Source organism: Streptomyces flavovariabilis, from assembly GCF_000725785.1.
GTDB lineage: Bacteria > Actinomycetota > Actinomycetes > Streptomycetales > Streptomycetaceae > Streptomyces > Streptomyces hawaiiensis.
In genome coordinates this window covers 135,309-158,247 of sequence record NZ_JNXD01000008.1, presented here as the reverse complement: position 1 = coordinate 158,247, position 22,939 = coordinate 135,309, and the positions used below count along the sequence as shown (strand labels likewise).

Annotated in this window: 18 protein-coding genes; 15 read left to right on the top strand and 3 right to left on the bottom strand. The window is 73.3% G+C overall.

Annotation, left to right across the window (positions count from 1 at the left end; genetic code table 11):
- The first annotated feature begins 12 nt into the window (after positions 1 to 12).
- The 10 genes from IO24_RS0116570 (at position 13) to IO24_RS0116525 (ending at position 14,765) form a co-directional block, all read left to right on the top strand.
- Positions 13 to 2,403 carry an MFS transporter gene (locus tag IO24_RS0116570; protein WP_031136448.1) on the top strand — a complete coding sequence of 797 codons (2,391 nt, stop codon included), beginning with the start codon at positions 13 to 15 and terminating at the stop codon, positions 2,401 to 2,403.
- Positions 2,404 to 2,545: 142 nt separating this feature from the next.
- A complete protein-coding gene (locus tag IO24_RS0116565; protein WP_031136446.1) occupies positions 2,546 to 4,984 on the top strand; it encodes an ATP-binding SpoIIE family protein phosphatase in 2,439 nt (812 codons plus the stop codon).
- 121 nt (positions 4,985 to 5,105) lie between these two features.
- Entirely contained in the window at positions 5,106 to 5,831 is a 726-nt protein-coding gene (locus IO24_RS0116560) for a class I SAM-dependent methyltransferase (RefSeq protein WP_031136445.1), read from the top strand.
- A 194-nt stretch (positions 5,832 to 6,025) separates the two neighbouring features.
- Complete coding sequence (locus tag IO24_RS0116555; protein WP_234335227.1) at positions 6,026 to 7,117, top strand: SGNH/GDSL hydrolase family protein; 1,092 nt, start codon at positions 6,026 to 6,028, stop codon at positions 7,115 to 7,117.
- 74 nt (positions 7,118 to 7,191) lie between these two features.
- A complete protein-coding gene (locus IO24_RS0116550; protein ID WP_031136441.1) occupies positions 7,192 to 8,025 on the top strand; it encodes a M55 family metallopeptidase in 834 nt (277 codons plus the stop codon).
- Positions 8,018 to 9,331 (top strand): M20/M25/M40 family metallo-hydrolase, encoded by a 1,314-nt coding sequence (locus tag IO24_RS0116545; RefSeq protein ID WP_031136438.1) that lies wholly within the window; start codon positions 8,018 to 8,020, stop codon positions 9,329 to 9,331. Before IO24_RS0116550 ends, IO24_RS0116545 begins: the two co-directional genes overlap by 8 nt.
- Positions 9,332 to 9,335: 4 nt before the next feature.
- Positions 9,336 to 11,300, top strand: coding sequence for a S9 family peptidase (locus tag IO24_RS0116540; RefSeq protein WP_031136437.1), 1,965 nt, complete (start codon positions 9,336 to 9,338; stop codon positions 11,298 to 11,300).
- Positions 11,297 to 12,229: a S66 peptidase family protein gene (locus IO24_RS0116535; RefSeq protein ID WP_031136436.1), complete on the top strand. Its 933-nt coding sequence runs from the start codon at positions 11,297 to 11,299 to the stop codon at positions 12,227 to 12,229. Before IO24_RS0116540 ends, IO24_RS0116535 begins: the two co-directional genes overlap by 4 nt.
- Before the next feature lie 134 nt (positions 12,230 to 12,363).
- Entirely contained in the window at positions 12,364 to 14,160 is a 1,797-nt protein-coding gene (locus IO24_RS0116530) for a CocE/NonD family hydrolase (protein WP_031136434.1), read from the top strand.
- A gap of 44 nt (positions 14,161 to 14,204) precedes the next feature.
- Positions 14,205 to 14,765 carry a GNAT family N-acetyltransferase gene (locus tag IO24_RS0116525; RefSeq protein ID WP_031136432.1) on the top strand — a complete coding sequence of 187 codons (561 nt, stop codon included), beginning with the start codon at positions 14,205 to 14,207 and terminating at the stop codon, positions 14,763 to 14,765.
- A gap of 13 nt (positions 14,766 to 14,778) precedes the next feature.
- Here the strand turns inward: IO24_RS0116525 and IO24_RS0116520 are convergent, their stop codons facing one another.
- On the bottom strand, positions 14,779 to 15,126 hold the full coding sequence (locus IO24_RS0116520) for a VOC family protein (protein ID WP_031136431.1): 348 nt from the start codon (positions 15,124 to 15,126) through the stop codon (positions 14,779 to 14,781).
- 48 nt (positions 15,127 to 15,174) lie between these two features.
- Here IO24_RS0116520 and IO24_RS0116515 point away from each other — a divergent pair, with 48 nt between their 5' ends.
- Positions 15,175 to 15,654, top strand: a complete 480-nt coding sequence (locus IO24_RS0116515; protein WP_031136429.1) for a phage holin family protein — start codon at positions 15,175 to 15,177, stop codon at positions 15,652 to 15,654.
- Positions 15,655 to 15,660: 6 nt separating this feature from the next.
- A complete protein-coding gene (locus tag IO24_RS0116510) occupies positions 15,661 to 16,692 on the top strand; it encodes an SDR family oxidoreductase (RefSeq protein WP_037667925.1) in 1,032 nt (343 codons plus the stop codon).
- Here the strand turns inward: IO24_RS0116510 and IO24_RS0116505 are convergent.
- Both IO24_RS0116505 and IO24_RS0116500 read right to left on the bottom strand, forming a co-directional pair.
- Positions 16,689 to 17,021 carry a hypothetical protein gene (locus IO24_RS0116505; protein ID WP_031136426.1) on the bottom strand — a complete coding sequence of 111 codons (333 nt, stop codon included), beginning with the start codon at positions 17,019 to 17,021 and terminating at the stop codon, positions 16,689 to 16,691. The genes IO24_RS0116510 and IO24_RS0116505 overlap by 4 nt on opposite strands.
- Before the next feature lie 94 nt (positions 17,022 to 17,115).
- Positions 17,116 to 18,078 carry a TIGR03557 family F420-dependent LLM class oxidoreductase gene (locus IO24_RS0116500; protein WP_031136424.1) on the bottom strand — a complete coding sequence of 321 codons (963 nt, stop codon included), beginning with the start codon at positions 18,076 to 18,078 and terminating at the stop codon, positions 17,116 to 17,118.
- A gap of 171 nt (positions 18,079 to 18,249) precedes the next feature.
- On the opposite strand from IO24_RS0116500, the gene IO24_RS0116495 reads away from it, so the two are divergent.
- The 3 genes from IO24_RS0116495 to ligD are packed head-to-tail and all read left to right on the top strand — an operon-like array spanning position 18,250 to position 22,891.
- Positions 18,250 to 20,091 (top strand): NAD(P)/FAD-dependent oxidoreductase, encoded by a 1,842-nt coding sequence (locus tag IO24_RS0116495; RefSeq protein WP_031136423.1) that lies wholly within the window; start codon positions 18,250 to 18,252, stop codon positions 20,089 to 20,091.
- A complete protein-coding gene (locus IO24_RS0116490; RefSeq protein WP_031136420.1) occupies positions 20,088 to 21,935 on the top strand; it encodes a transketolase in 1,848 nt (615 codons plus the stop codon). The genes IO24_RS0116495 and IO24_RS0116490 overlap by 4 nt, the downstream gene beginning before the upstream one ends.
- On the top strand, positions 21,932 to 22,891 hold the full coding sequence (gene ligD, locus IO24_RS0116485) for a non-homologous end-joining DNA ligase (protein ID WP_031136418.1): 960 nt from the start codon (positions 21,932 to 21,934) through the stop codon (positions 22,889 to 22,891). The genes IO24_RS0116490 and ligD overlap by 4 nt, the downstream gene beginning before the upstream one ends.
- Positions 22,892 to 22,939: the final 48 nt, after the last annotated feature.

Sequence of the window (22,939 nt, the reverse complement as noted above, 5' to 3'; positions counted from 1 at the left end):
GGGGAGCGGTGAGTGGGCGGGATCACTCTGGCGCAGGACGAACCGGCGGTGGCGCCTCCCGACACCCCCGCACCACCGCCGGATCCGGACACCGGTCCGAGTCCGCGCCGGGTGCGGCTGGTCTTCTTCGCTCTCATGCTGGCCCTGCTCCTGGCCGCCCTGGAGCAGATGATCGTCGCCACCGCGCTCCCGAAGATCGTCGGTGAACTGCACGGCCTGGACCGGATGTCGTGGGCCATCACCGCCTACCTGCTCACGGCCACCGTCGGACTGCCGATCTACGGCAAGCTCGGCGACATCCTCGGCCGCAAGGGTGTCTTCCAGTTCGCGATCGCCGTCTTCGTCGTCGGCTCCGCGCTCGCGGGCCGGGCGCAGACCATGGATCAGCTGATCGCCTTCCGCGCCCTGCAGGGCGCCGGCGCGGGCGGCCTCATGATCGGCGTCCAGGCGATCATCGCGGACATCGTGCCGCCCCGGCGGCGCGCCCGCTACATGGGCCTGATCGGCGCCGCCTTCGGTCTGGCCTCCGTGGCCGGACCGCTGCTCGGCGGCTACTTCACAGACCACCTCTCCTGGCGCTGGTGCTTCTACGTCAACGTCCCCTTCGGCCTGGTCACCCTGGCCGTCGTCGCCGTCACGCTGAAGTTGCCCAAGCCCGCCGTCAGGGCCCGGCTCGACATCCTCGGCGCGCTGCTGCTGACCGCTGCCTCCACCTGCCTGGTCCTGCTGACCAGTTGGGGCGGCACCGAGTACGCCTGGGACTCGCGCACGATCCTCGGCCTGGCGGCCGGAGCGGCGGCGGCCACCGTCCTCTTCCTCGTCACCGAGCACTTCGCCGCCGAACCCCTCATCCCGCTGCGGCTGTTCAGAGACTCCGTCTTCAACGTCACCGGTCTGGTCGGCCTGGTGGTGGGGGTGGGCCTGTTCGGCGCCGCCAGCTATCTGCCGACGTACCTGCAGATGGTCGACGGGGCCTCCGCCACCGAGTCGGGCCTGCTCATGCTGCCGATGATGGCCGGCATCGTCGGCGCCTCGATCATCGCAGGCCATCTCATCAGCCACACCGGCCGCTACAAGGCCTACCCGATCCTCGGCGGCGCCCTCTCCGTCGCCGGCATGTGGCTGCTGTCCCGCCTGGAGGCCGGGACGCCCCGGCTGCACTACAGCATCTGGATGGCCGTCCTCGGCGCCGGTATGGGCATGGTGATGCCGGTGCTGATCCTCGCCGTGCAGAACTCCGTACGCCCCGCCGACCTCGGCACCGCCACCAGCGCCAACAACTACTTCCGGCAGATCGGCGGCAGCATCGGAGCCGCCGTCTTCGGCACCCTCTTCGCCGACCGGCTCAGCCATGCCCTCGCCGAGCGCCTGCCCGCGCGCGCGGGCACCGGGCTGCCGGACCCCGAGTCCATCACCCCGCAGCTCGTGCACGCACTGCCCCCGGCCCTGCGCGACGGCTACATCCGGGCGTACGCCGACGCCATGCCGCGGATCTTCCTCTACCTGGTGCCGGTGCTCGTCCTCGGACTGGTCATCGCCTTCTTCCTCAAGGAGAAACCCCTGGTGTCCCACAACGCCTCCGTCACCGACCCGGACACGGCGCCGGGGAAAGCCCCGGTCCCGCAGGCCCGCGCCGCGTACGCCGCCGGCGTGCCGGTGTGCGGCTCGGTGCAGCACCACGACGGGACCGTCGTGCCCCGCGCGGCGCTCACGCTCATCGACGTCACCGGGCAGCAGACCGGGCGTGGCGCGAGCGGCGAGGACGGGCGCTACGCGCTGGCCACCCCGGGCCCGGGCTCGTACGTGCTGATCGCCGCGGCCGGCGGCCACCAGCCGCAGGCGGTCTCCGTGACCGTCGGCGAACGTCCCGTCGAGCTCGACATCGTCCTCGGCGGCGCCGGGAACCTGATCGGCACCGTGGTCACCGCCGACGGCACGCCGGTACGGGACGCCACCGTCACGCTCACCAACGTGCACGGCGAGGTCGTGGCCACCACCCGCAGCGGCCGGGAGGGCGGCTACGTCATCACCGAACTCGTCGCCGGCGAGTACACCCTCGCCGCCAGTGCGCCCGCCTTCCGCCCGGCCGCGCTCCCCGTCACCGTCCAGGCCGCCCGCGAGACCCGCCGGGACATCGAACTGGCCGGCGGCGCCGTGCTGCGCGGCACCGTCCGGGCGGGCGGCGGGCGGCCCGTGGAGGACGCGCGCGTGACGCTGCTCGACGTGGGCGGCAACGTCGTCGACACCCTCACCACCGGCGCCGACGGCACGTTCCGCTTCGTCGACCTGTCCTCCGGCGAGTACACCGTCATCGCCGCCGGTTACCCGCCCGTCGCCACCGTGCTCCAGGTCGCCGGAGGGGGCCGCACCGAGCGGGATCTCCAACTGGGCCACGAGGACTGACGGGCCGCGGCGCGCGGGGTCGTACGCCGGTGCGTACCCCGCGCGGGCAATTCCCGCATTGCCTCACATCGCCACCGGCGGGCGCCGTACGGTGGTGACGCCGGCACAGATCTTGCGTCCGTGGGGAGAGAGGGCCTGGGCCATGGACCATGGCACCGACAGGGCTGAGCAGGGCACGGTGACGGAAAGCGCCGAGCCCGGCCGCGTCCCCCTGGCCGTCGTCGTAGTCGACCGCGACGGCCTCGTGTCCCACTGGAGCCGCGGCGCACGGCGGCTGTTCGGCACCCCCAAGGAAGAGGCGATCGGCCGCACCGCTCTCGACCTGCTCCCCGTCTCGGGCGCCCTGCCCGAAGAACGGGACACCACCTCGTACGCCGCCTGCGACGGCCCCGGCCCCGACCTCGGAGCCTCCCTCGACGGAGGGCTGTCCTACCCTGCGGCGGGCCGCGCCCGGCTCACCGCGCCCGGGGACGGCCGGGTCGACGTCCTGTGGTGGGCCTACCCGCTGGTGGGTGCCGGGCCCGAGCGGCTGCTCGTGCTGGCCGCCGACGCCGGAGCCCTGCGTGCGGGCGACGGGGCGTTCGAGCGGATCGCGCCCGGCTTCGCGCTGCACACCGACTTCCCCGGGTCGGAGGACCTCGCCCGCCGGCTCCCCGAGATCCTGCCCAGCATGAGTGTCGGGGAGAGCGCCCGGATCGTCGGGCAGGTCCTCGAACTCGGCTACCCCGTCCTGGAGTTCAGCCAGAACGACCGGGTTCCCGTCACCCCCGACTGGGGCGTTGCCCGGCGTGCCGAGCGCAAGGCGCGCCGCGAACGGGCCGCGCGGGCCCGGGCCGCCGGTGAGCCCGTGCCGGAGGAGCTGCGGGACGAGGGCGAGGACCTCGAGTACGCCGCCGTCCGTGAGCGCCTGGAGTTCCTCAACGAGGTCAGCGGCCGCATCGGCACCTCCCTCGACCTGTCCCGCACGATCATCGAGGTCAGCAGGGCCGTCGTACCCCGCTTCACCGATGTCGCCGGGACGTATCTGCGTGAACAGGTCGTCGCCGGCGAGGGGTTCGAGGACGGTGTGCCCGACACGACCACGATGTGGCACCGGGTCGCCGTCGAGCACACCGACGAACCCGGCCGCTGGGACGACGTCGTCCCCGTCGGCGAGGCCATGCCGTTCCCGGCGCACACGCCGTTCTTCCAGTGCATGACCAGCGGCGAACCCGTCCTCGTGCCGCGCATCAGCGAGGAGATGGGGCACGCCATCGCCGCGCAGTTCGAAAAGCGCGACATCCGGCCGCTCATCACCGGCCGCTCGATGCTCGTCGTCCCCCTGAAGGCACGCAACGTCGTCCTCGGCTTCATGATCCTGCTGCGCCACCCCGCTCGGCCCGTCTTCAACGACATGGACCGTGTCACCGGCGCCGAACTCGCCGCCCGCGCGGGTCTCGTGCTCGACAACGCGCGCATGTACACCTTCCAGGAGAACGTCGCCGAGACGCTCCAGGACAGCATGCTGCCGCACATCCCGCCCCGCATGGCGGGCTGCGACATCGCCACCCGCTACCTGCCGGGCACGCTGCTCGGACGGGTCGGCGGCGACTGGTTCGACGCGGTGAAACTGCACGGCGGGCGCACGGCGTTCGTCGTCGGCGACGTCATGGGACACGGCCTCAACTCGGCCGCGATGATGGGCCAGTTGCGCACGGCGGTGCAGACCATGGCCGGGCTCGACCTGCCGCCCGCCCAGCTGCTGCGCAACCTCGACGACCTCGCCCAGCGCCTCGGCGACACCTACCTGGCGACCTGCCTCTACGCCGTCTACGACCCGATCGCGAGCGAGCTCCACCTCGCCAACGCCGGGCACATCCCGCCCGTCCTGGTCCGGGCCGGCGACGGCCGCGGCGAACTGCTGGACCTGCCCACGGGCGCGCCCATCGGCGTGGGGGGAGTGCCGTTCGAGGCGGTCCGCGTGCGCGTGGAGCCCGGCGACCGGCTGGTGATGTGCACCGACGGGCTGGTCGAGGTGCGCGGCGAGGACATCGGGGTGGGCCTCGCGGCGCTGTGCGAGTCGGCCGCGCACCCGGCCGCGTCCATGGACGACGCCTGCGACACCATCATCCGGGCGCTCGCTGCGACAGGTGCCGAAGCGGGGCGGGGCGGCCGCAAGGACGACGTGGCGCTGCTGATGGCCCGCCTGGGCGGCATCGAGCCGGACGACGTGGCCGAATGGCGCCTCGCCCTCGACGTGGCCGAGGTGAGCCGGGCCCGTGCGGCCGTCCGCGAGCAACTGCACGAATGGGGCCTGGCGAAGCTCGTCGCGCCCGCCGAGCTGATGGCCGGCGAACTCGTCACCAACGCCGTACGGCACTCCCACGGCCGGCCCGTCCAACTGCGCCTGGTCCGCGGCGACACCCTGCTGTGCGAGGTGGACGACGACGACCACGAGCTGCCCACACTGCTCGACACGGGCCCGCTCGACGAGGCCGGACGCGGCCTGCGCGTCGTCAGCACGCTGTCGCGCGAGTGGGGGACCAGCCGGACCAAGGCCGGCAAGACGGTGTGGTTCGAGCTGACGCTGCCGCGTCGCTGAACGCCCCGGGTCGAACGGTTCGTGAAGGTACGTGCCGCGTCCTTGTGGCCGGGGCCGGGGCGCGATACACCGTACTCGCCCGTCGTATGGCGGGATTCGTTCGCACCCTGGGGAGTGGGCCATGAGCGTGACGAGTCGGTACCGGGAGGCGTGGGAGGGGTTCTGGCGTGAGGCGTCCGCCGAACCCGGGGCGGTGTTCTGGGACGCGGAACCGGTCCTGACCGTGGGGCCGCATCTCGCCCTGTTCGAGCCGTACCTGGCCGATCCCGCGCTGCCACTGCTGGACCTCGGCTGCGGCAACGGCACCCAGACCCGCTACCTCGCCGACCGCTTCCCGCACGTGCTGGGCGTCGACCTGTCCGCCGCGGCCCTCGACCACGCCCGGCGTTCCGACCCGGCGGGGCAGGCCGCCTACCGGCAGCTGGACGCCGCCGAGAAGGAGGAGTCCCAGGCCCTGCACGCCGAGCTCGGCGACACCAACGTCTACATGCGGGGCGTCCTGCACCAGTGCGAGCCGGACGACCGGCAGTCCCTGGTCGACGGGATCGCCACGCTGGTCGGCGACCGCGGCCGCGCCTGCCTGGTGGAGCTCTCGGGCGCCGCCAAGCAGGTGCTGAGGGACCTGGCGGGCGGCCCCGAGGGCCCGCCGCCCAAGCTCGCCCCCGTGTTCCGGCACGGCCTCGCGCCCGGCGAGGTCGCGGACGAGGCCGTGCCCGAGTATCTGCGCTCGGCCGGTCTCACCGTCCTGGCGAGCGGTCGACTGCCCCTGAAGACCACCGAGTACCGGCCCGACGGCACGCGCATCGAGCTGCCGTCCACCTGGCTGGTGGCGGGGCGTACGGCTTGAGACGAGCGGCCGGCGGGCACCGGCCGGCCGAGTTCGTCGTCACCGGGCGGCGGCCCGAGGCACTCGTGCCGTTCCGCTTCGACCGGCTCCGGCGCTGAGCCGGACGTGGTCTGGTGGACGACAGAATTGTCGGTGTACGGTCACCCTGCCCGGTCCACGTACCTGCCTCGTCCCCGCGGAGGACAGTCATGCCGATGCCCTGGTTACGGATGCTGGTCGCCTCGGCGGCGTCGGCGGCGCTGGTCGGCACATCCGCCGTCACGACCGCCGCCGCACCGGACCATCGCGCGGTACGGGACAGCGTGCACACCGCAGGGCGGGTCCAGGACGCCGGCGACCTGCTCCGGTACAGCTGGCCCGGCGTCTACTTCGAGGGCCGGATCCGGGGCACCGGCGTGGGCGTCGTGCTCGACGACCCGGCCGCCGACTACGACGTCCAGGTCGACGGAAGCACCGTCGCGACCCTCGTCACGCCGGGACGGACCACCCATTGGGTCAGGGGCCTGCGCGACGGCGTGCACACCGTCCGGCTCGTCAAGCGCAACGACACCCCGTGGAGCACCAGTTCCTTCGGCGGCTTCGTCGCCGCACCTGGCGGTGCCGTCCTGGCCCGGCCGGCCGCGCGCAGCCGCCAGATCGAGTTCATCGGCGACTCCCTCACGGCCGGCTACGGAAACCTCTCCGCCTCCCGCGACTGCGACGGCGAGCAGCTCAAGCGCACCACCAACGCCGACGTGAGCTACGGCGCCCTCACCGCCCGGGGGCTGCGCGCCGACTACCAGGTCAACGCGTACTCGGGCCAGGGCATGGTGCGCAACTACAACGGCGGCTCCCCGGAGGTGAACTACCGCACCTTCTACGACCGCGCGCTGCTGAACGTGCCGGGCGACGTCTGGCGGAACCCGGGCACCTGGCGGCCGCAACTCGTGGTGGTCAACCTCGGCACCAACGACTTCTCGACCCCGGTCAACCCGGGCGAGCCCTGGACGGACGAGAGCCTCGCCGCCGCCTACCGCAGCGCCTACAGCGGCTTCCTCGAAAAGCTCCGCAAGCGCTACGGGGCCACGACCACCATCCTGGCCGCGGGCACGGGCCCGTTCGCCGGCCATGTCGAACACGTCGTCCGGGAACGCACCGGCGCGGGCGACCGCCGGGTCCGCTACTGGCCCCTCGACACCACCGGCCTGGACCACAACGGCTGCCACTGGCACTACTCGGCCCGCGATCACCGCCTGCTGGCCGACCGGCTCACCGCCTACCTCGACGACCTGCCGATCCGCTGGTGACCACCTCGTAGCCGGTTCCGCCCGCAGCGCGTAACGTGACGAACCATGAAGATCTCCGCCCTGGAGGGTTCGTCATGAGAATCCTCATCAGCGCCGACATGGAGGGCGCCACTGGCGTCACCTGGCCCGATGACGTGATGCCGGGCGCGTCCCAGTGGGAGCGCTGCCGCTCGCTGTTCACCTCCGACGTCAACGCCGCCGTGCAGGGCTTCCACGACGGCGGCGCCGACGAGGTGATCATCAACGAGGCGCACTCCACGATGCGCAACCTGCTGCTGGAGCAGCTCGACGACCGCGCCCGGATGCTCACCGGCCGGCACAAGGCGCTGTCCATGGTCGAGGGCGTGCAGCACGGCGACGTCGACGGCGTCGCGTTCGTCGGCTACCACGCGGGCGCCGGCATGGAGGGCGTCCTCGCGCACACCTACCTCGCCAACTCCATCACGGGCGTGTGGCTGAACGACGTACGGGCGAGCGAGGGTCTCCTCAACGCCCAGGTCGTCGCCGAGTACGGGGTGCCGGTCGTGCTGGTCACCGGGGACGACGTCGCCTGCGAGGATGCCCTCGGGTACGCGCCCGAGGCGCTGAAGGTCGCGGTGAAGGACCACGTGTCGCGCTACGCGGCGGTGTGCCGCACACCCGCCCGCACCGCGGCGGACATCCGGGCGGCGGCAAAGGAGGCGACCGCGCTGGCGGTGCGGCACGCACCCGTGCGCGGCGGCCCGTTCACCGTGGCCGTGGAGTTCGACGCGGAGCACCTGGCGATGGCCGCCACCGTCGTCCCGGGTGTGGACCGGATCGCGGAGCGCAAGGTGGCGTACACGAGCGAGACCATGTACGAGGGCATCCGCGCCTTCAAGGCGGTCACCACGATCGTCTCGGCTGCGGTGGAGGAGCAGTATGGCTGAGCGGGTGGACGGGCCCGCGCTGGACGAGGTCGTGACCTTCACGTCCGACCTCATCCGGATCGACACCACCAACCGGGGCGGGGGCGACTGCCGGGAGCGGCCCGCCGCCGAGTACGCCGCCGCACGGCTCGCCGAGGCCGGCATCGAGCCGACTCTGCTGGAGCGCACCAAGGGGCGGACCAACGTCGTCGCCCGGATCGAGGGCACCGACCCCTCGGCCGATGGCCTGCTGCTCCACGGCCATCTCGACGTCGTGCCCGCCGCGGCCGCCGACTGGAGCGTGCACCCGTTCTCCGGGGAGATCCGCGACGGGGTCGTGTGGGGGCGCGGCGCCGTCGACATGAAGAACATGGACGCGATGATCCTGGCCGTCCTGCGCGGCTGGGCCCGGCAGGGCGTCCGGCCCCGCCGGGACATCGTCGTCGCGTTCACCGCGGACGAGGAGGCCAGCGCCGAGGACGGCTCCGGGTTCCTCGCCGACGAACACCCCGCACTGTTCGAGGGCTGCACCGAGGGCATCAGCGAGTCGGGCGCCTTCACCTTCCACGACGGCGGCGGGCGGCGGATCTACCCGATCGCGGCCGGGGAACGCGGCACCGCCTGGCTGAAGCTCACCGCCCGCGGACGCGCCGGGCACGGCTCCAAGGTCAACCGGGACAACGCCGTGACCCGCCTCGCGGGCGCCATCGCGCGCATCGGCGCACACGAGTGGCCACTGCGGCTGACCCCGACCGTACGCGCCGCGCTGACCGAACTCGCCGCGCTCTACGGCATCGAGACCGACCTCACCGACGTGGACGCACTGCTGGAGAAGCTCGGCCCGGCCGCCGCCCTGGTCGAGCCGACCCTCCGCAACAGCGCCAACCCGACCATGCTGGACGCCGGTTACAAGATCAACGTCATTCCCGGTGAGGCCGTGGCGTACGTGGACGGCCGGTACATGCCCGGCGGTGAGGACGAGTTCCGCAGCACCCTCGACCGGCTCACCGGGCCGGACGTGGACTGGGAGTTCCACCACCGAGAGGTCGCCCTTCAGTCGCCGGTGGACTCGGCGACCTTCGCGGGTATGCGGGCCGCCGTCGAGGAGTTCGCGCCCGAGGGCCATGTCGTGCCGTTCTGCATGTCCGGCGGCACCGACGCCAAGCAGTTCTCCCGCCTCGGCATCACCGGCTACGGTTTCACCCCGCTGAAGCTGCCGGACGGCTACGACTACGCGGCCATGTTCCACGGGGTCGACGAGCGGGTACCGGTCGAGGCACTGCACTTTGGTGTCCGCGTACTCGACCGGTTCCTGCGGACGGCCTAGCAGAGTGGGGGAAACGGTGCGGACGCTGGCCTACGGGGCGTGGCCCTCGCCCATCGACGCGGCGCTGACCGCCGCGCACGACGGGCACCCGGAGTACGTGGGCTTCGTCGGCGACGAGGTGTGGTGGACCGAGCCGCGCCCCGACGAGGGCGGCCGGCGCACCCTGGTCCGGCGGCACCCCGACGGCCGGGAGGAGCCGCTGCTGCCCGCGCCGTGGAACGTGCGCAGCCGGGTCATCGAGTACGGCGGGCACCCGTGGGCCGCCCTCGCGGGTGACGCGGGGCCGCTGGTGGTGTTCGTGAACTTCGCCGACCAGCGGCTGTACCGCTGGGAACCGGGAGGCGAGCCGCGCCCGCTCACGCCCGTCTCCCCGGTGGGCGGCGGCCTGCGCTGGGCCGAGCCGCTGCCGCTGCCCGACCGGGGTGAAGTGTGGTGCGTGCTGGAGGAGTTCACCGGCGAGGGGCCCGCCGACGTGCGTCGCGTCCTGGCCGCCGTACCGCTGGACGGATCCGCGGCCCGGGACCGGGATGCCGTACGCGAACTCACCGACGGCGGGCATCGGTTCGTGACCGGGCCGAAGCTCTCGCCCGACGGGCGGCGGGCCGCCTGGCTGGCCTGGGACCATCCGCGCATGCCCTGGGACGGCACCGAACTGCTCCTCGCCGACGTCGCCGCCGACGGCACCCTGCGCGGCGCCCGGGCCGTGGCCGGCGGGCCCGGCGAGTCGATCGCGCAGGCCGACTGGACCCACGACGGCCGCCTCCTGCACGCGAGCGACCGCACCGGCTGGTGGAACCTCTACCTCGACGGGGAGCCGCTGTGCCCGCGCGAGGAGGAGTTCGGCGGGGCGCTGTGGAAGCTGGGCTCGAGATGGTTCACGCCGCTGCAGAGCGGTCTGATCGCCGTCGTGCACGGCCGGGGCGCCACCGCCCTCGGCATCCTGGACCCCGAGACCGGCGAGGTCGTCGACGCGGCCGGACCCTGGACCGAGTTCACCCCCACCCTCGCCGCCCGCGGCGAGCGGGTCGTCGCCGTCGGGGCCAGCCCGCGCAGCGCCTACGAGGTCGTCGAGCTGGACGCCCGCACCGGCCGGGCCCGGGTCGTCGGCGCCGAGCACGACGACGCCGTGGATCCCGCGTACTATCCCGAGCCGCAGATCCGCGTCTTCACCGGCCCCGACGGACGCGACATCCACGCCCACATCTACCCGCCGCACCACCCCGGCTGCGTCGCGCCCGGCGACGAGCTGCCGCCCTATGTCGTCTGGGCGCACGGCGGGCCCACCGGCCGCGCGCCGCTCGTGCTCGACCTGGAGATCGCCTATTTCACCTCGCGCGGCATCGGCGTCGCCGAGGTCAACTACGGCGGCTCCACCGGCTACGGCCGCCCGTACCGCGAGCGGCTGCGTGAGCAGTGGGGCGTGGTGGACGTCGAGGACTGCGCCGCCGTCGCCCTGGCCCTCGCCGACGAGGGCACCGCCGACCGCGGCCGGCTCGCCGTCCGGGGCGGCAGCGCGGGCGGCTGGACCGCGGCGGCCTCGCTCACCACGACCGACGTCTACGCCTGCGGCACGATCAAGTACCCGATCCTGGATCTGGCCGGCTGGGGCACGGGGGAGACCCACGACTTCGAGTCGCGGTACCTGGAGGGTCTGATCGGGCCGCTCGCGGAGGTGCCCGCCCGGTACGCGGAGCGCTCGCCCGCCGCCCACGCCGACCGCCTCACCGTGCCGTTCCTGCTGCTCCAGGGCCTGGACGACGTGATCTGCCCGCCCGTCCAGTGCGAGCGGTTCCTGGCCCGCCTGGAGGGCCGGAAGGTGCCGCACGCCTATCTCGCCTTCGAGGGGGAGGGACACGGGTTCCGGAAGGCGGAGACCATGGTGCGCGCCCTGGAGGCCGAACTCTCCCTCTACGCCCAGGTGTTCCGCCTGAACCCGCCCCGCATCCCCAACCTGGAGCTCACCGGGTGAACCAGCTCGTCCGACCGCCCCGGCTCGCCCCCGGCGCCCGCGTCGCCGTCGTCGCGCCCAGCGGGCCCGTGCCCGAGGAGCGGCTCCAGGCCGGGCTCGACATCCTGCGCGGCTGGGACCTCGACCCCGTGGTGGCGCCCCATGTGCTCGGCCGTCACCGAGAGCTGGGCTACCTGGCCGGGACGGACGAGCAGCGGGCCGCGGACCTCCGAAGCGCCTGGTGCGATCCGTCCGTCGCGGCCGTGCTGTGCGCCCGGGGCGGGTACGGGGCGCAGCGCATGGTCGACCTGCTCGACTGGGACGCGATGCGGGCCGCCGGCCCGAAGGTGTTCACCGGGTTCAGCGACGTCACCGTCCTGCACCAGGCCTTCGCCACCCGCCTGGGCCTGGTCACCCTGTACGGGCCCGCGGCAGCCGGCGTCGACTTCCTCAAGAACGCCGGGGCCCAGGAGCACCTGCGGGCCACCCTCTTCGAGCCGGAGTCCGTTCGGACCGTCACGGCCGTGCCCCCGGGCGGCACCGCCCTGGTCCCGGGCCGCGCCCGGGGCGTCACCCTGGGCGGCTGCCTGAGCCTGCTCGCGAGCGACCTCGGCACCCCGCACGCCCACCCCGGGGCGCGGGGCGGGCTGCTGCTGATGGAGGACGTCGGCGAGAGCCCGTACCGTCTGGACCGGTACCTGACCCAACTCCTGCGCACCGGCTGGCTCGACGGGGCCGCCGGGATCGTGCTCGGGTCCTGGGCGGCGTGCGGCCCGTACGGGGAGCTGCGCGCGGTCTTCGCCGACCGGCTCGGCGGCCTGGGCGTCCCGGTCGTGGAGGAGTTCGGGTTCGGGCACGGTGAGGGCGCGCTGACCATGCCGCTCGGGGTCCAGGCCGAACTGGACGCCGAGGCGGGCACGTTGACGCTGGACGAACCGGCCCTGAGCTGAGCGGGCCACTATTGAAATGCTGTCAAGAAACCCTCGTTTCGGTGATTGACGACTGCTGACACGTGTCACACCATGACAACGGGCCAGTACCTACTGGTCGGTATCCGGTTGGACCGGGTGTCGCCGCCCTCACCGTGGAGGTCCGTGTGTCCCGACGCGTGCCCAGATCCCGCGCACTCCTCGCTCTCGCTCTGGGCGCCGCCCTGGCCGTGCCCCTCACCCTCACGTCGCCGGCGACCGCAGCCGCCGACCCCTACACCGTCACGCCGCTGACGTTCACCGTCCGGGCGGGCGGGCGCACCTGCGCCATCGACGCCGACCTGTACCGTCCCGCCGGCGTGGACCGCGACCACCCGGCGCCGGCCGTGCTCGGCACCAACGGCTTCGGCGGCAGCAAGTCCGACGGTTCCACGGACACCATCGGCAAGGCCTTCGCCCGGCGCGGCTACGTCTCGCTGATCTACTCCGGGCTCGGATTCGGCCGCAGCGGCTGCCTCATCTCCCTCGACGACCCGGCCATCGACGGCGCCGCCGCCGCGCAGCTGGTCGACTTCCTGGGCGGCAAGCGCGCCGCCGACGACGGCACCACCGCCGACTTCGTCACCCGTGACGCGCCGGGCGACCCGCGCGTCGGCATGATCGGAGGCTCCTACGGCGGCGCCGTCCAGCTCGCGACGGCCGCCGTCGACCACCGCCTCGACGCGCTCGTCCCGATGATCACCTGGAACGACCTGGCGTACTCGCTCGCCCCCAACAACGCCCCCGGCAGCGGCGGCGTCCCCGGAGCCTTCAAATGGCAGTGGACGAACGGCTTCTACCTCATCGGTGAGGGCCAGCCGCTGCTCCAGCCCGGTCTCGATCCGTCCCGCATCAACTCCCTGGCGTGCCTGCACTTCGTCACCGAGGCCTGCCGGACCGTCCACACCCTCAACTCCGGGAGCTACCCGGCCGACCGGACCGCCGAGCTGCTCGCCTTCGCACGCCGTGTCTCCCCGGTGTCGTACCTCCACCGCGTCCACACGCCGACCCTGCTGGTCCAGGGGCAGGCCGACACCCTGTTCAACCTCAACGAGGCGACGGCGACGTACCGGACGCTCAAGGCCCAGGGCACGCCCGTGAAGATGATCTGGCAGTCCTGGGGCCACAGCGGCGGGCTCACCGGCCCGGCCACCGGTGAACTCGACCTGTCGAAGGGCAACCTGGACACCAGCTACGTCGGCCGGCGCGTCCTCGCCTGGTTCGACCGCCACCTGCGCAAGCGGACCCACGTCGACACCGGACCGCCCTTCGCCTACTACCGCGACTGGATCACCGACCCCGACCGCACCTACGCGACCGCCGGCCACCTCCCCGCCCTCAGCCGCACCCTGTACCTCTCGGGCGACGGCACACTCGTCGACCACCGCGGCAAGGTGGCCCGCGGCAGCCGCGGCTACACCAACTGGCTGATCCCCACGAGCCACTCGGAGAGCTCGCTCACCGGCCTCATCGGGCTCCAGGACTCACCGCCGCGCGACACCAAGGGCACCTACCTGGCCTGGACGAGCGCCCCACTGGAACGCCCCCTCGACGTCGTCGGCGCACCCCGGGCCACGCTCAAGGTCGTCTCCCCGAAGGCCGAGCGCACCCAGAACTCCGCCGACGCGGCCGACAAGCTCGTCCTGTTCGCCAAGCTCTACGACGTCGCCCCCGACGGCACCCGCACCCTGGTGCGCCGACTGGTCGCGCCGGTGCGCGTCCCGGACGTCACCAAGAGCTTCACCGTCACCCTGCCCGGCATCGTGCACCGGTACGAGAGAGGACACCGGCTGCGGTTCGTGATCGCCGCGAGCGACGACGCCTACTTCGGCAACCGGGGGATCAAGCCGGTGACCGTGATCAGCGGGCCGCGGAACACCGGGGTGCTCCAGCTGCCGGTCGCCGGCTCCTGACGCCACGACTGGGGACACACCGGCAGCGCGGTTACTGTGGCGGGGTGCCGCACCACGCATCCCGCCACCTCGCCGAAGGCCCCCGGGTGGGCATACGCCCCTTCACCTACGAGGACGGCGCCGAGTTCACCGCCCGCGCCCGGGAGAGCAAGGACCTGCACCACCCGTGGCTCTTCCCGCCCACCACGACACAGGCCTACACCGCCTACGCCGGGCGGCTGATCGAGGACCCCTCCAAGGCGGGGTTCCTGGTGTGCGAGAAGAGCGACGGGGCCATCGCCGGGTTCATCAACATCAACAACATCGTCGAGGGCGGCTTCCAGTCCGGGGCGCTGGGCTACGGCGCCTTCGCGCACGCCGCCGGGCGGGGGCTGATGCGCGAAGGGCTGGACCTCGTCGTGCGGTACGCGTTCGGCCCGATGCGGCTGCACCGGCTGGAGATCAACGTCCAGCCGGGGAACGCCGCGTCGATCGCCCTGGCCCGCGGCTGCGGGTTCCGCCCGGAGGGCTTCTCGCCGAAGATGCTCTTCGTCGACGGGGCCTGGCGCGACCACGAACGCTGGGCCATCACCACCGAGATGATCACCGGGCCGAGGCCGCGCTGAGCCCGCGCGGCGCCTACCCGTGGCGGTCCACGTACTCGTAGACCGACCCGTCCGGATGCAGGGCGATCAGATTGCGGCCCGCCGGTGAGGCGATCGGGCCCGCGACGATGTGGGCGCCCAGTTCGGTCAGCACCTTGTGGGTCTCCTCGACGTCCGTCACGGCGATCGTCGCGGCGACCTTGCGCAGCACCTCCAGTTCGGCCGGGGGACCGCTCATCAACAGGAAGCAGCCGATCGCCGCCACCTGGACACCTCCCCGCTCGAAGCGCTGGGCTCTGCCGCCCGCCAGCCGCTCGTAGAAGGGGATCGCGGTCTCGAGGTCGTCGACGCAGACGCGCAGTGTGGCACCCAGAATCTCCATGCGGCTGAGCCTAGTTACGCGCAGGGGGGCGAGGGTACCCGGCCGGGCATGAAGCCGTTGGATCACCTGGAGCATCTGGACAAGCATCTGGTCGACGAGCTGGCACAGGTGGCGCGCGAGACCGTACGGGAGGAGCTGCGCGAGCAGACGCGCAAGCAGCGCCGCAAGGCCGCGCTGTACGCCGCGTCCGGCGCGCTCGCCCTTTATGCCGGCGCGGCCCTCGCGCTCGCCGTGGGGCTGGCCCTCGCCCTCGGACTGCCCGACTGGGCCGCCGCGCTGATCACCGCCGTGATCCTGGGCGCCCTGGCCTATGTGCTGCGCGGCATGGCCCGGCCGTCCCGGCCCGGCCCGGAGCACGCGTCCGGCGTGGCGCCCGGCGGGGACAGCGCCCGCCGGACCGCCGCCGGTGCGGTCGGCGGCATGCCGTATCCGCCCGTGCCGCCGGCCCCGCCCGCCGGGACGGCCGCCCCGGGCACCGTGCCCCCGCGGCCGGCCGACGGCCCGGACGTACCCCACCGCGGGGTGTGATGCCGGGTGCGCAAGGCAGGAACATCGCACGAGCGCGGCCGTGTGGTCGTGGTGACCGGGGCCAGCGGCGGTGTCGGCCGGGCCACGGTCCGGGCCTTCGCCGCCCGCGGCGACAAGGTCGCCCTGCTCGCCCGCGGGCGTGCGGGACTCGCCGCCGCGGCGGACGAGGTGGAGCGCGCCGGGGGCGAGGCGCTCGTCGTCGGCGTGGACGTCTCCGACGCCAAGGCCGTCGACGACGCCGCCCAGCAGGTCGTCGACGCGTTCGGCCGTATCGACGTCTGGGTCAACAACGCCTTCACCGGGGTGTTCGCGCCGTTCACGGAGGTCGCCCCGGACGAGTTCCGGCGCGTGACCGAAGTGACGTACCTGGGCTATGTGTTCGGCACCCGGGCCGCCCTGCGCCACATGCTGCCGCGCGACCGCGGCACCATCGTGCAGGTCGGCTCCGCGCTCGCCTACCGGGGCATTCCGCTGCAGTCGGCGTACTGCGGGGCGAAGCACGCCATCCAGGGGTTCAACGAGTCGCTGCGCTGCGAGCTGCTGCACGCGCGCAGCGGGGTGCGGACGACGATGGTGCAGCTGCCGGGCCTCAACACCCCGCAGTTCGACTGGGTGCTCAACCGGATGCCGGGGCGGGCCCGGCCCGTCGCGCCCGTGTACCAGCCGGAGGTCGCGGCCCGGGCGATCGTGCACGCGTCGTCGCACGCGCGGCGCCGGGAGTACTGGGTGGGCGGCTCCACGGCCGCCACGCTCCTCGCCAACGCGGTGCTCCCCGGGCTGCTGGACCGCTATCTGGCCCGCACCAACGTCGACGCGCAACAGGAGGAGGGCCGCCCCGAGGGGCCGGCGAACCTGTGGTCCCCGGCGGACGGACCGCACGGGCGGGACCACGGCGCGCACGGGCGCTTCGACGACGAATCAACCGACGACAGCCCGCAGCAGTGGCTGTCGCGGAACCGCGGGTGGATGGGCGCGGCCCTCACTGCGGGAGCCGCCGCCCTCGCAGCCCGCAAGCTGGCCGCACCCGCCCGCCGCTAGGCGCCTTCCGCGGTGCCCTCGGCGCCGTCGAGGAAGCGCAGCAGCACGGCCGCCTCCGCACGCAGCCGTTCGGCACGGTCCGCGTGGGCGGGGGCGGTCAAGTGCGCCGCCGCCTCCAGCCGTTCGGCGGCCTCCGCGCGCACGATCTCCACCACCTCGCGCTCACCGAGCTCGCGCCGGGCCGCCTCGGTGGCGCCGGCGCCGACTGGTGAGGCTTCCAGAGCGGCGGCGTGGGGCACCGACCCGTCCACCGGCACCGCCTCGGCGTTGTCCAGTGCGGACAGGGTGCCGCGCAGGGCGCTCACCGCGGCCTTGTCCCGGGCCCGCATCGCTTCCGGCAGAGCGGCACGCATACGTAGACGAACAGACATGCGGGCGACTCTAGCTGCCCGCTGCCCCTCCACCTCTTGATTTTCGTCCCCGTCAGACGGACTGCTGGAGCTGCGGCAGCACCTTGGTGCGGTAGAAGTCGAAGAAGCCGCGCAGGTCCGGGCCGATCTGGTTCACATAGACCCGGTCGAAGCCCGCGTCGGCGAACTGCTTCAGCTCCGCCACGTGCTCGTCCACGTCGTCGCCGCACACCCTGTTCTCGCGCACCATGTCCTCGGTGACGAGCTGCTGCGCCTGCTCGAAGTGCTTGGGCGAGGGCAGGACCTGGCCCAGCTCGCCCGGCAGTTGCTCGTTCGCCCAGAGCCGGTGGACGGTCCGTACGGCCTCGTCCTTGTCGGTGCCGTAACAGACCTTGGTGCCGCCGCTGACCAGCTTTCCGCCGCCTCCGCCCTTGCGGTACTGCTCCACCATCGCCTCGTCCGGCGTGACCGTGATGTAGCCGTCGCCGACGCGGGAGGCGAGCTGGGTCGCGGCGGGGCCGAAGCCGGAGATGTCGATCGGGATCGGCTCGTCCGGGACGGTGTACACGCGGGCGTTCTCGACCGTGTAGTGCGGCCCGTGGTGGTTCACCTCCTCGCCGGTGAACAGCCGGCGCATCACCTGGACGGCCTCCTCCAGCATGTCGAGGCGGACGTGGGCCGGCGGCCAGTGGTCGCCCAGGATGTGCTCGTTGAGCGCCTCGCCGGAGCCGACACCGAGCCGGAAGCCGTTGTTCGTCATCACCGCGCTGGTCGCCGCGGCGTGCGCCACCACCGCCGGGTGCATGCGCACCGTCGGGCAGGTCACCGCCGTCTCGACCGGCAGGGACACCGCCTCGGACAGCGCGCCGATCACCGACCACACGAACGGGCTCTGCCCCTGCTCGTCGTTCCACGGGTGGTAGTGGTCCGAGATCCACAGCGCCTGGAATCCGGCCTGCTCGGCCATCCGCGCCTGCTCGATCAGCTCGGCGGGCCCGTACTGCTCGCACGAGAGGAAGTAGCCGTACTCAGGCATGGGGGAGTGCCTCCGCGACGTCGGCGGTCCGTATCCCGCACCGGGTACCCCCGCCCGGGGCCGGAAACCGGCGGCGTCCGGGCGAGCGGGACCCGGCCGACGTTTGGGTGCCCTGGCCAGGGGGACGCGGAAGGCTCCCGAGCTACGCGACAGCGCCGGAGGCGAGCGACCGTGAGTCGACCCCGCATCGTGATCGTCGGTGCCGGCTTCGCCGGGTACCGCACGGCCCGCACCCTGTCCCGGCTCACCCGGGGCCGGGCCCACATCACCCTGCTGAACCCGACCGACTACTTCCTGTACCTGCCCCTGCTGCCCCAGGTCGCGGCCGGCGTCCTGGAACCGCGCCGGGTCACGGTCTCCCTCTCGGACTCCCTGCCGGAGGTACGGCTGGTGCTGGGCGAGGCCGACCGGATCGACCTCGACGACCGCACGCTGCACTACACCGGCCCCGAGGGCGAGGAGGGCACGCTCTCCTACGACCGGCTGGTGCTGGCCGCGGGCAGCGTCAACAAACTCCTGCCCATCCCCGGTGTCGCCGAGCACGCGCACGGCTTCCGGGGGCTGCCGGAGGCGCTGTACCTGCGCGACCACGTGACCCGGCAGGTGGAGCTCGCGGCTTCCGCCGACGACCCCGGGACGTGCGCCGCGCGGTGCACCTTCGTCGTGGTCGGCGCGGGGTACACCGGCACCGAGGTCGCCGCGCACGGGCAGATGTTCACCGACGCGCAGGTCCGCAAGCACCCGCTGCGGCGGGGCATGCGGCCGCGCTGGATGCTGCTGGACGTGGCGCCGCGCGTGCTGCCGGAAATGGACGAGAAGCTCTCCGCCACCGCCGACCGGGTGCTGCGGCAGCGGGGCGTGGACGTGCGGATGGGAACCTCCGTGAAGGAGGCCACACACGACGGGGTGGTGCTGAGCGACGGCGAGTTCGTCGAGACCCGCACGCTGGTGTGGTGCGTGGGCGTACGTCCCGACCCGCTGGTCGAGTCCCTCGGGCTGCCGATGGAGAAGGGACGGCTGCTCGTCGACCCGCACCTCCAGGTGCCGGGCCGGCCCGAGCTGTTCGCGTGCGGTGACGTGGCCGCGGTACCGGATCTGGAGAAGCCGGGGAGCTATACGCCGATGACCGCGCAGCACGCCTGGCGGCACGGCAAGATCGCGGCGGAGAACGTCGCCGCGTCGCTCGGTCTCGGCGGTGCGCGCAAGCCCTACCGTCATCGCGACCTGGGCTTCGTCGTCGACCTGGGCGGGGCGAAGGCCGCCGCCAACCCGCTCGGGGTGCCCCTGTCCGGCGTACCGGCGGGCGCGGTGACGCGGGGCTACCACCTCGCCGCGATGCCCGGCAACCGGGTCCGGGTCGCGGCCGACTGGCTGCTGGACGCCGTACTGCCGCGCCAGGCCGTGCAGTTGGGGCTCGTACGGTCCTGGTCGGTGCCGCTGGACACGTCGTCGCCCGAGGTGGCCCGGGTACCGGGCGGGCCCGGGCGGCGGCAGGAGGCGAGCGCCCGTTCCGGGCCGGGGGCGGCGCTCGCGGCCGACACCGACGACGGGGGCCCCGGCACCGGAGGGCCCGGCCGGGCCGGGTCCCACGATGAGCCCGCGAAGGGGCGGCCCGGATCCGGGGCGACGCAGGTACGCCCTGGTTCCGGGGCCGCGCAACCGCGGTCCGAGCCGGAACTGGCGAAGGGCCGCCCGGCCGCGGGCCGGCCCGGCTCTGGGCACGGCGAGGTGCGGTCCGAGTCCGAGACGGCGAAGGGCCGCCCGGCGGAGGGGGCTGCCGCCGAGCCTGCCAGGAACCAGCCGGGTGGTGAGCCTGCCAGGAACCAGCCGGGTGGTGAGCCTGCCAGGAACCAGCCCGGTGGTGAGCCTGCCAGGAACCAGCCCGGTGGTGAGCCTGCCAAGAACCAGCCCGGCGGTGAGCACGCCAAAAATAGGCCCGGCGGTGAACCTGCGAAGCCCGGCCCCGTCAAACGAACCGACGCCCCGGACGACTCCGCGAAAGGAGACTCATGAACACCGGTGAACTCACCGACCTCGGACAACAGCTGCGGGTGGACAGCGTCCGCGCCGCCGCCTCGGCGGGTTCCGGGCACCCGACGTCCTCGATGTCCGCGGCCGACCTGATGGCCGTCCTGCTCGCACACCACCTCCGCTACGACTTCGACCGCCCCTCCCACCCCGGCAACGACCGCTTCGTCCTCTCCAAGGGCCACGCCTCTCCGCTGCTGTACTCCGCGTACAAGGCGGCCGGTGCCATCGACGACGAAGAGCTGCTCACCTTCCGCAAGCTGGGCAGCCGCCTCGAAGGGCACCCCACCCCGCAGCGCCTGCCGTGGGTCGAGACGGCCACCGGCTCGCTCGGCCAGGGCCTGTCCGTCGGGGTCGGCATCGCGCTGGCCGGCAAGCGGCTCGACCGCACCGGCTACCGCACCTGGGTGCTGTGCGGCGACAGTGAGCTGGCCGAGGGATCCGTGTGGGAGGCCGCCGAGCACGCCGGGTACGAGCACCTGGACAACCTCACCGTGATCGTCGACGTCAACCGGCTCGGCCAGCGCGGCCCCACCCGGCACGGCCACGACCTCGACGCCTACGCCCGCCGCTTCCAGGCCTTCGACTGGCACACCATCGAGGTCGACGGCCACGACGTGGACGCCGTCGACCGCGCCTACGGAGAGGCCGCGTCCACCACGGGCCAGCCCACCGCGATCCTCGCCCGCACCCTCAAGGGCAAGGGCGTCGAGGGCGTCCAGGACCGCGAGGGCCTGCACGGCAAGCCGCTGCCGGAGGCCGACGAGGCGATCGCCGAACTCGGGGGCCCGCGCGAGATCGGCGTCCGGGTGCAGGAGCCGCCCGCCGCCCGCATGCTGCACTCCGTCCACACCGGGAACTTCGAACTCCCGAGGTGGGACCAGGGTGAGGAAGTCGCCACCCGCAACGCCTTCGGCGAGGCGCTCGCCGCCCTCGGCACCGGCCGCGGCGACATCGTCGCCCTGGACGGCGAGGTCGGCGACTCCACCCGCGCCGAGTTCTTCGCCAAGGAGCATCCCGACCGCTACTTCGAGTGCTACATCGCCGAGCAGCAGCTGGTCGCCTCGGCCGTCGGCCTCGCGTCCCGCGGCTGGGTGCCGTACGCCACCACGTTCGCGGCGTTCCTCACCCGTGCCTACGACTTCATCCGGATGGCGTCCGTCAGCGGCTCCGGCATCAACCTCGTCGGCTCGCACGCGGGCGTCGCCATCGGCCAGGACGGGCCCAGCCAGATGGGCCTGGAGGACCTGGCGATGATGCGGGCGGTGCACGGCTCGACCGTGCTGTACCCGTGCGACGCCAACCAGACCGCACGGCTCGTCGGCACGATGGCCGGCCTGGAGGGTATCCGCTACCTGCGCACCTCGCGCGGCGAGAGCCCGGTGATCTACGCCCCCGACGAGGAGTTCCCGGTCGGCGGCAGCAAGGTGCTGCGCTCCTCCGGCCAGGACCGGCTGACCCTCGTGGCGGCGGGCGTCACCGTGCACGAGGCGCTGGCCGCCGCAGACTCCCTGGAGCAGGAGGGCATCGCGGTGCGGGTGATCGACCTGTACTCCGTGAAGCCCGTCGACGGGGCCACCCTGCGCCGGGCCGCCGAGGAGACCGGCTGCCTGGTGACCGTGGAGGACCACCACCCCGAGGGCGGCATCGGCGACGCGGTCCTCGACGCCTTCACCGACGGTCGCCCCGTGCCGCGTCTGGTGCGGCTCGGCGTCCGGTCGATGCCGGGCTCGGCGTCCCCGGAGGAGCAGCTGCACGCCGCGGGCATCGACGCGGAGTCCATCGCCGCGGCCGGACGCCTGCTGGTGGAGGAGGCGGTCGTGCGGTGAGCGGCGCCGACGGTACGCGCAAGGTGCGGGCGGGCCGTCGCACGGTGGAGGTGCACCGGCCGGACAAGGTGCTCTTCCCCGGCGGCGGCGACGCCAAGGAGTACACCAAGGGTGACCTGGTGGACTTCTACCGGGCCGTCGCGCCCTTCATGCTGCCGCACCTGCGCGGCCGCCCGCTGATGCTGGAGCGGCACCCGGACGGCATCGAGGGCCCGACGTTCATGCAGAAGAACACCCCGGAGCACTACCCGGAATGGATCCCCCGGGTCGAGGTGACCAAGGAGGGCGGCACCGTCCGCCACACCGTGTGCGACGACACCCCGACCCTCCTGTACCTGGCCGACCAGGCGAGCATCACGCTGCACCGCTGGCTGTCCCGCGCGGACGGCGTCGACCACCCCGACCGGTTGGTGTTCGACCTCGACCCTCCCCCAGTGCCTGAAGGGCCTGGGGGGACCCCCAGGGACGACTTCGAGGCCGTGCGCGAGGCCGCCCGGCTGCTCGGGGAGCTGCTCGACGAGCTGGAGCTGCCCTCGGCGCTGATGACCACGGGCTCGCGCGGGCTGCACGTGATCGTGCCGCTGAACGGACGGCACGACTTCGACGAGGTGCGCGCCTTCGCCCGGGACGTCGCCGACCTGCTCGCCGCAGCCCACCCCGACCGGCTCACCACCGCCGCCCGCAAGAAGGAGCGCGGTGAGCGGCTCTATCTCGACATCCAGCGCAACGCCTACGCCCAGACCGCCGTCGCGCCCTACTCGGTCCGGCCCCGCCCGGGCGCCCCGGTGGCCACTCCCATCACCTGGGGCCAGCTGGACGACCCGGAGCTGCTCGCCCGCCGCTGGACCGTCGCGGACGCCGTCGAGCAGGCCCGCACCAACCCCTGGTCAGGCCTGCTGAACCGCGGCAGGGCGCTGGGGCCGGCCCGGCGGCGGCTGAACGCCCTGCGCGGCTGAAGCGCCCCCGCGTTCAGCCGGACGGGTGGCAGATGCATGTGCCCGTAG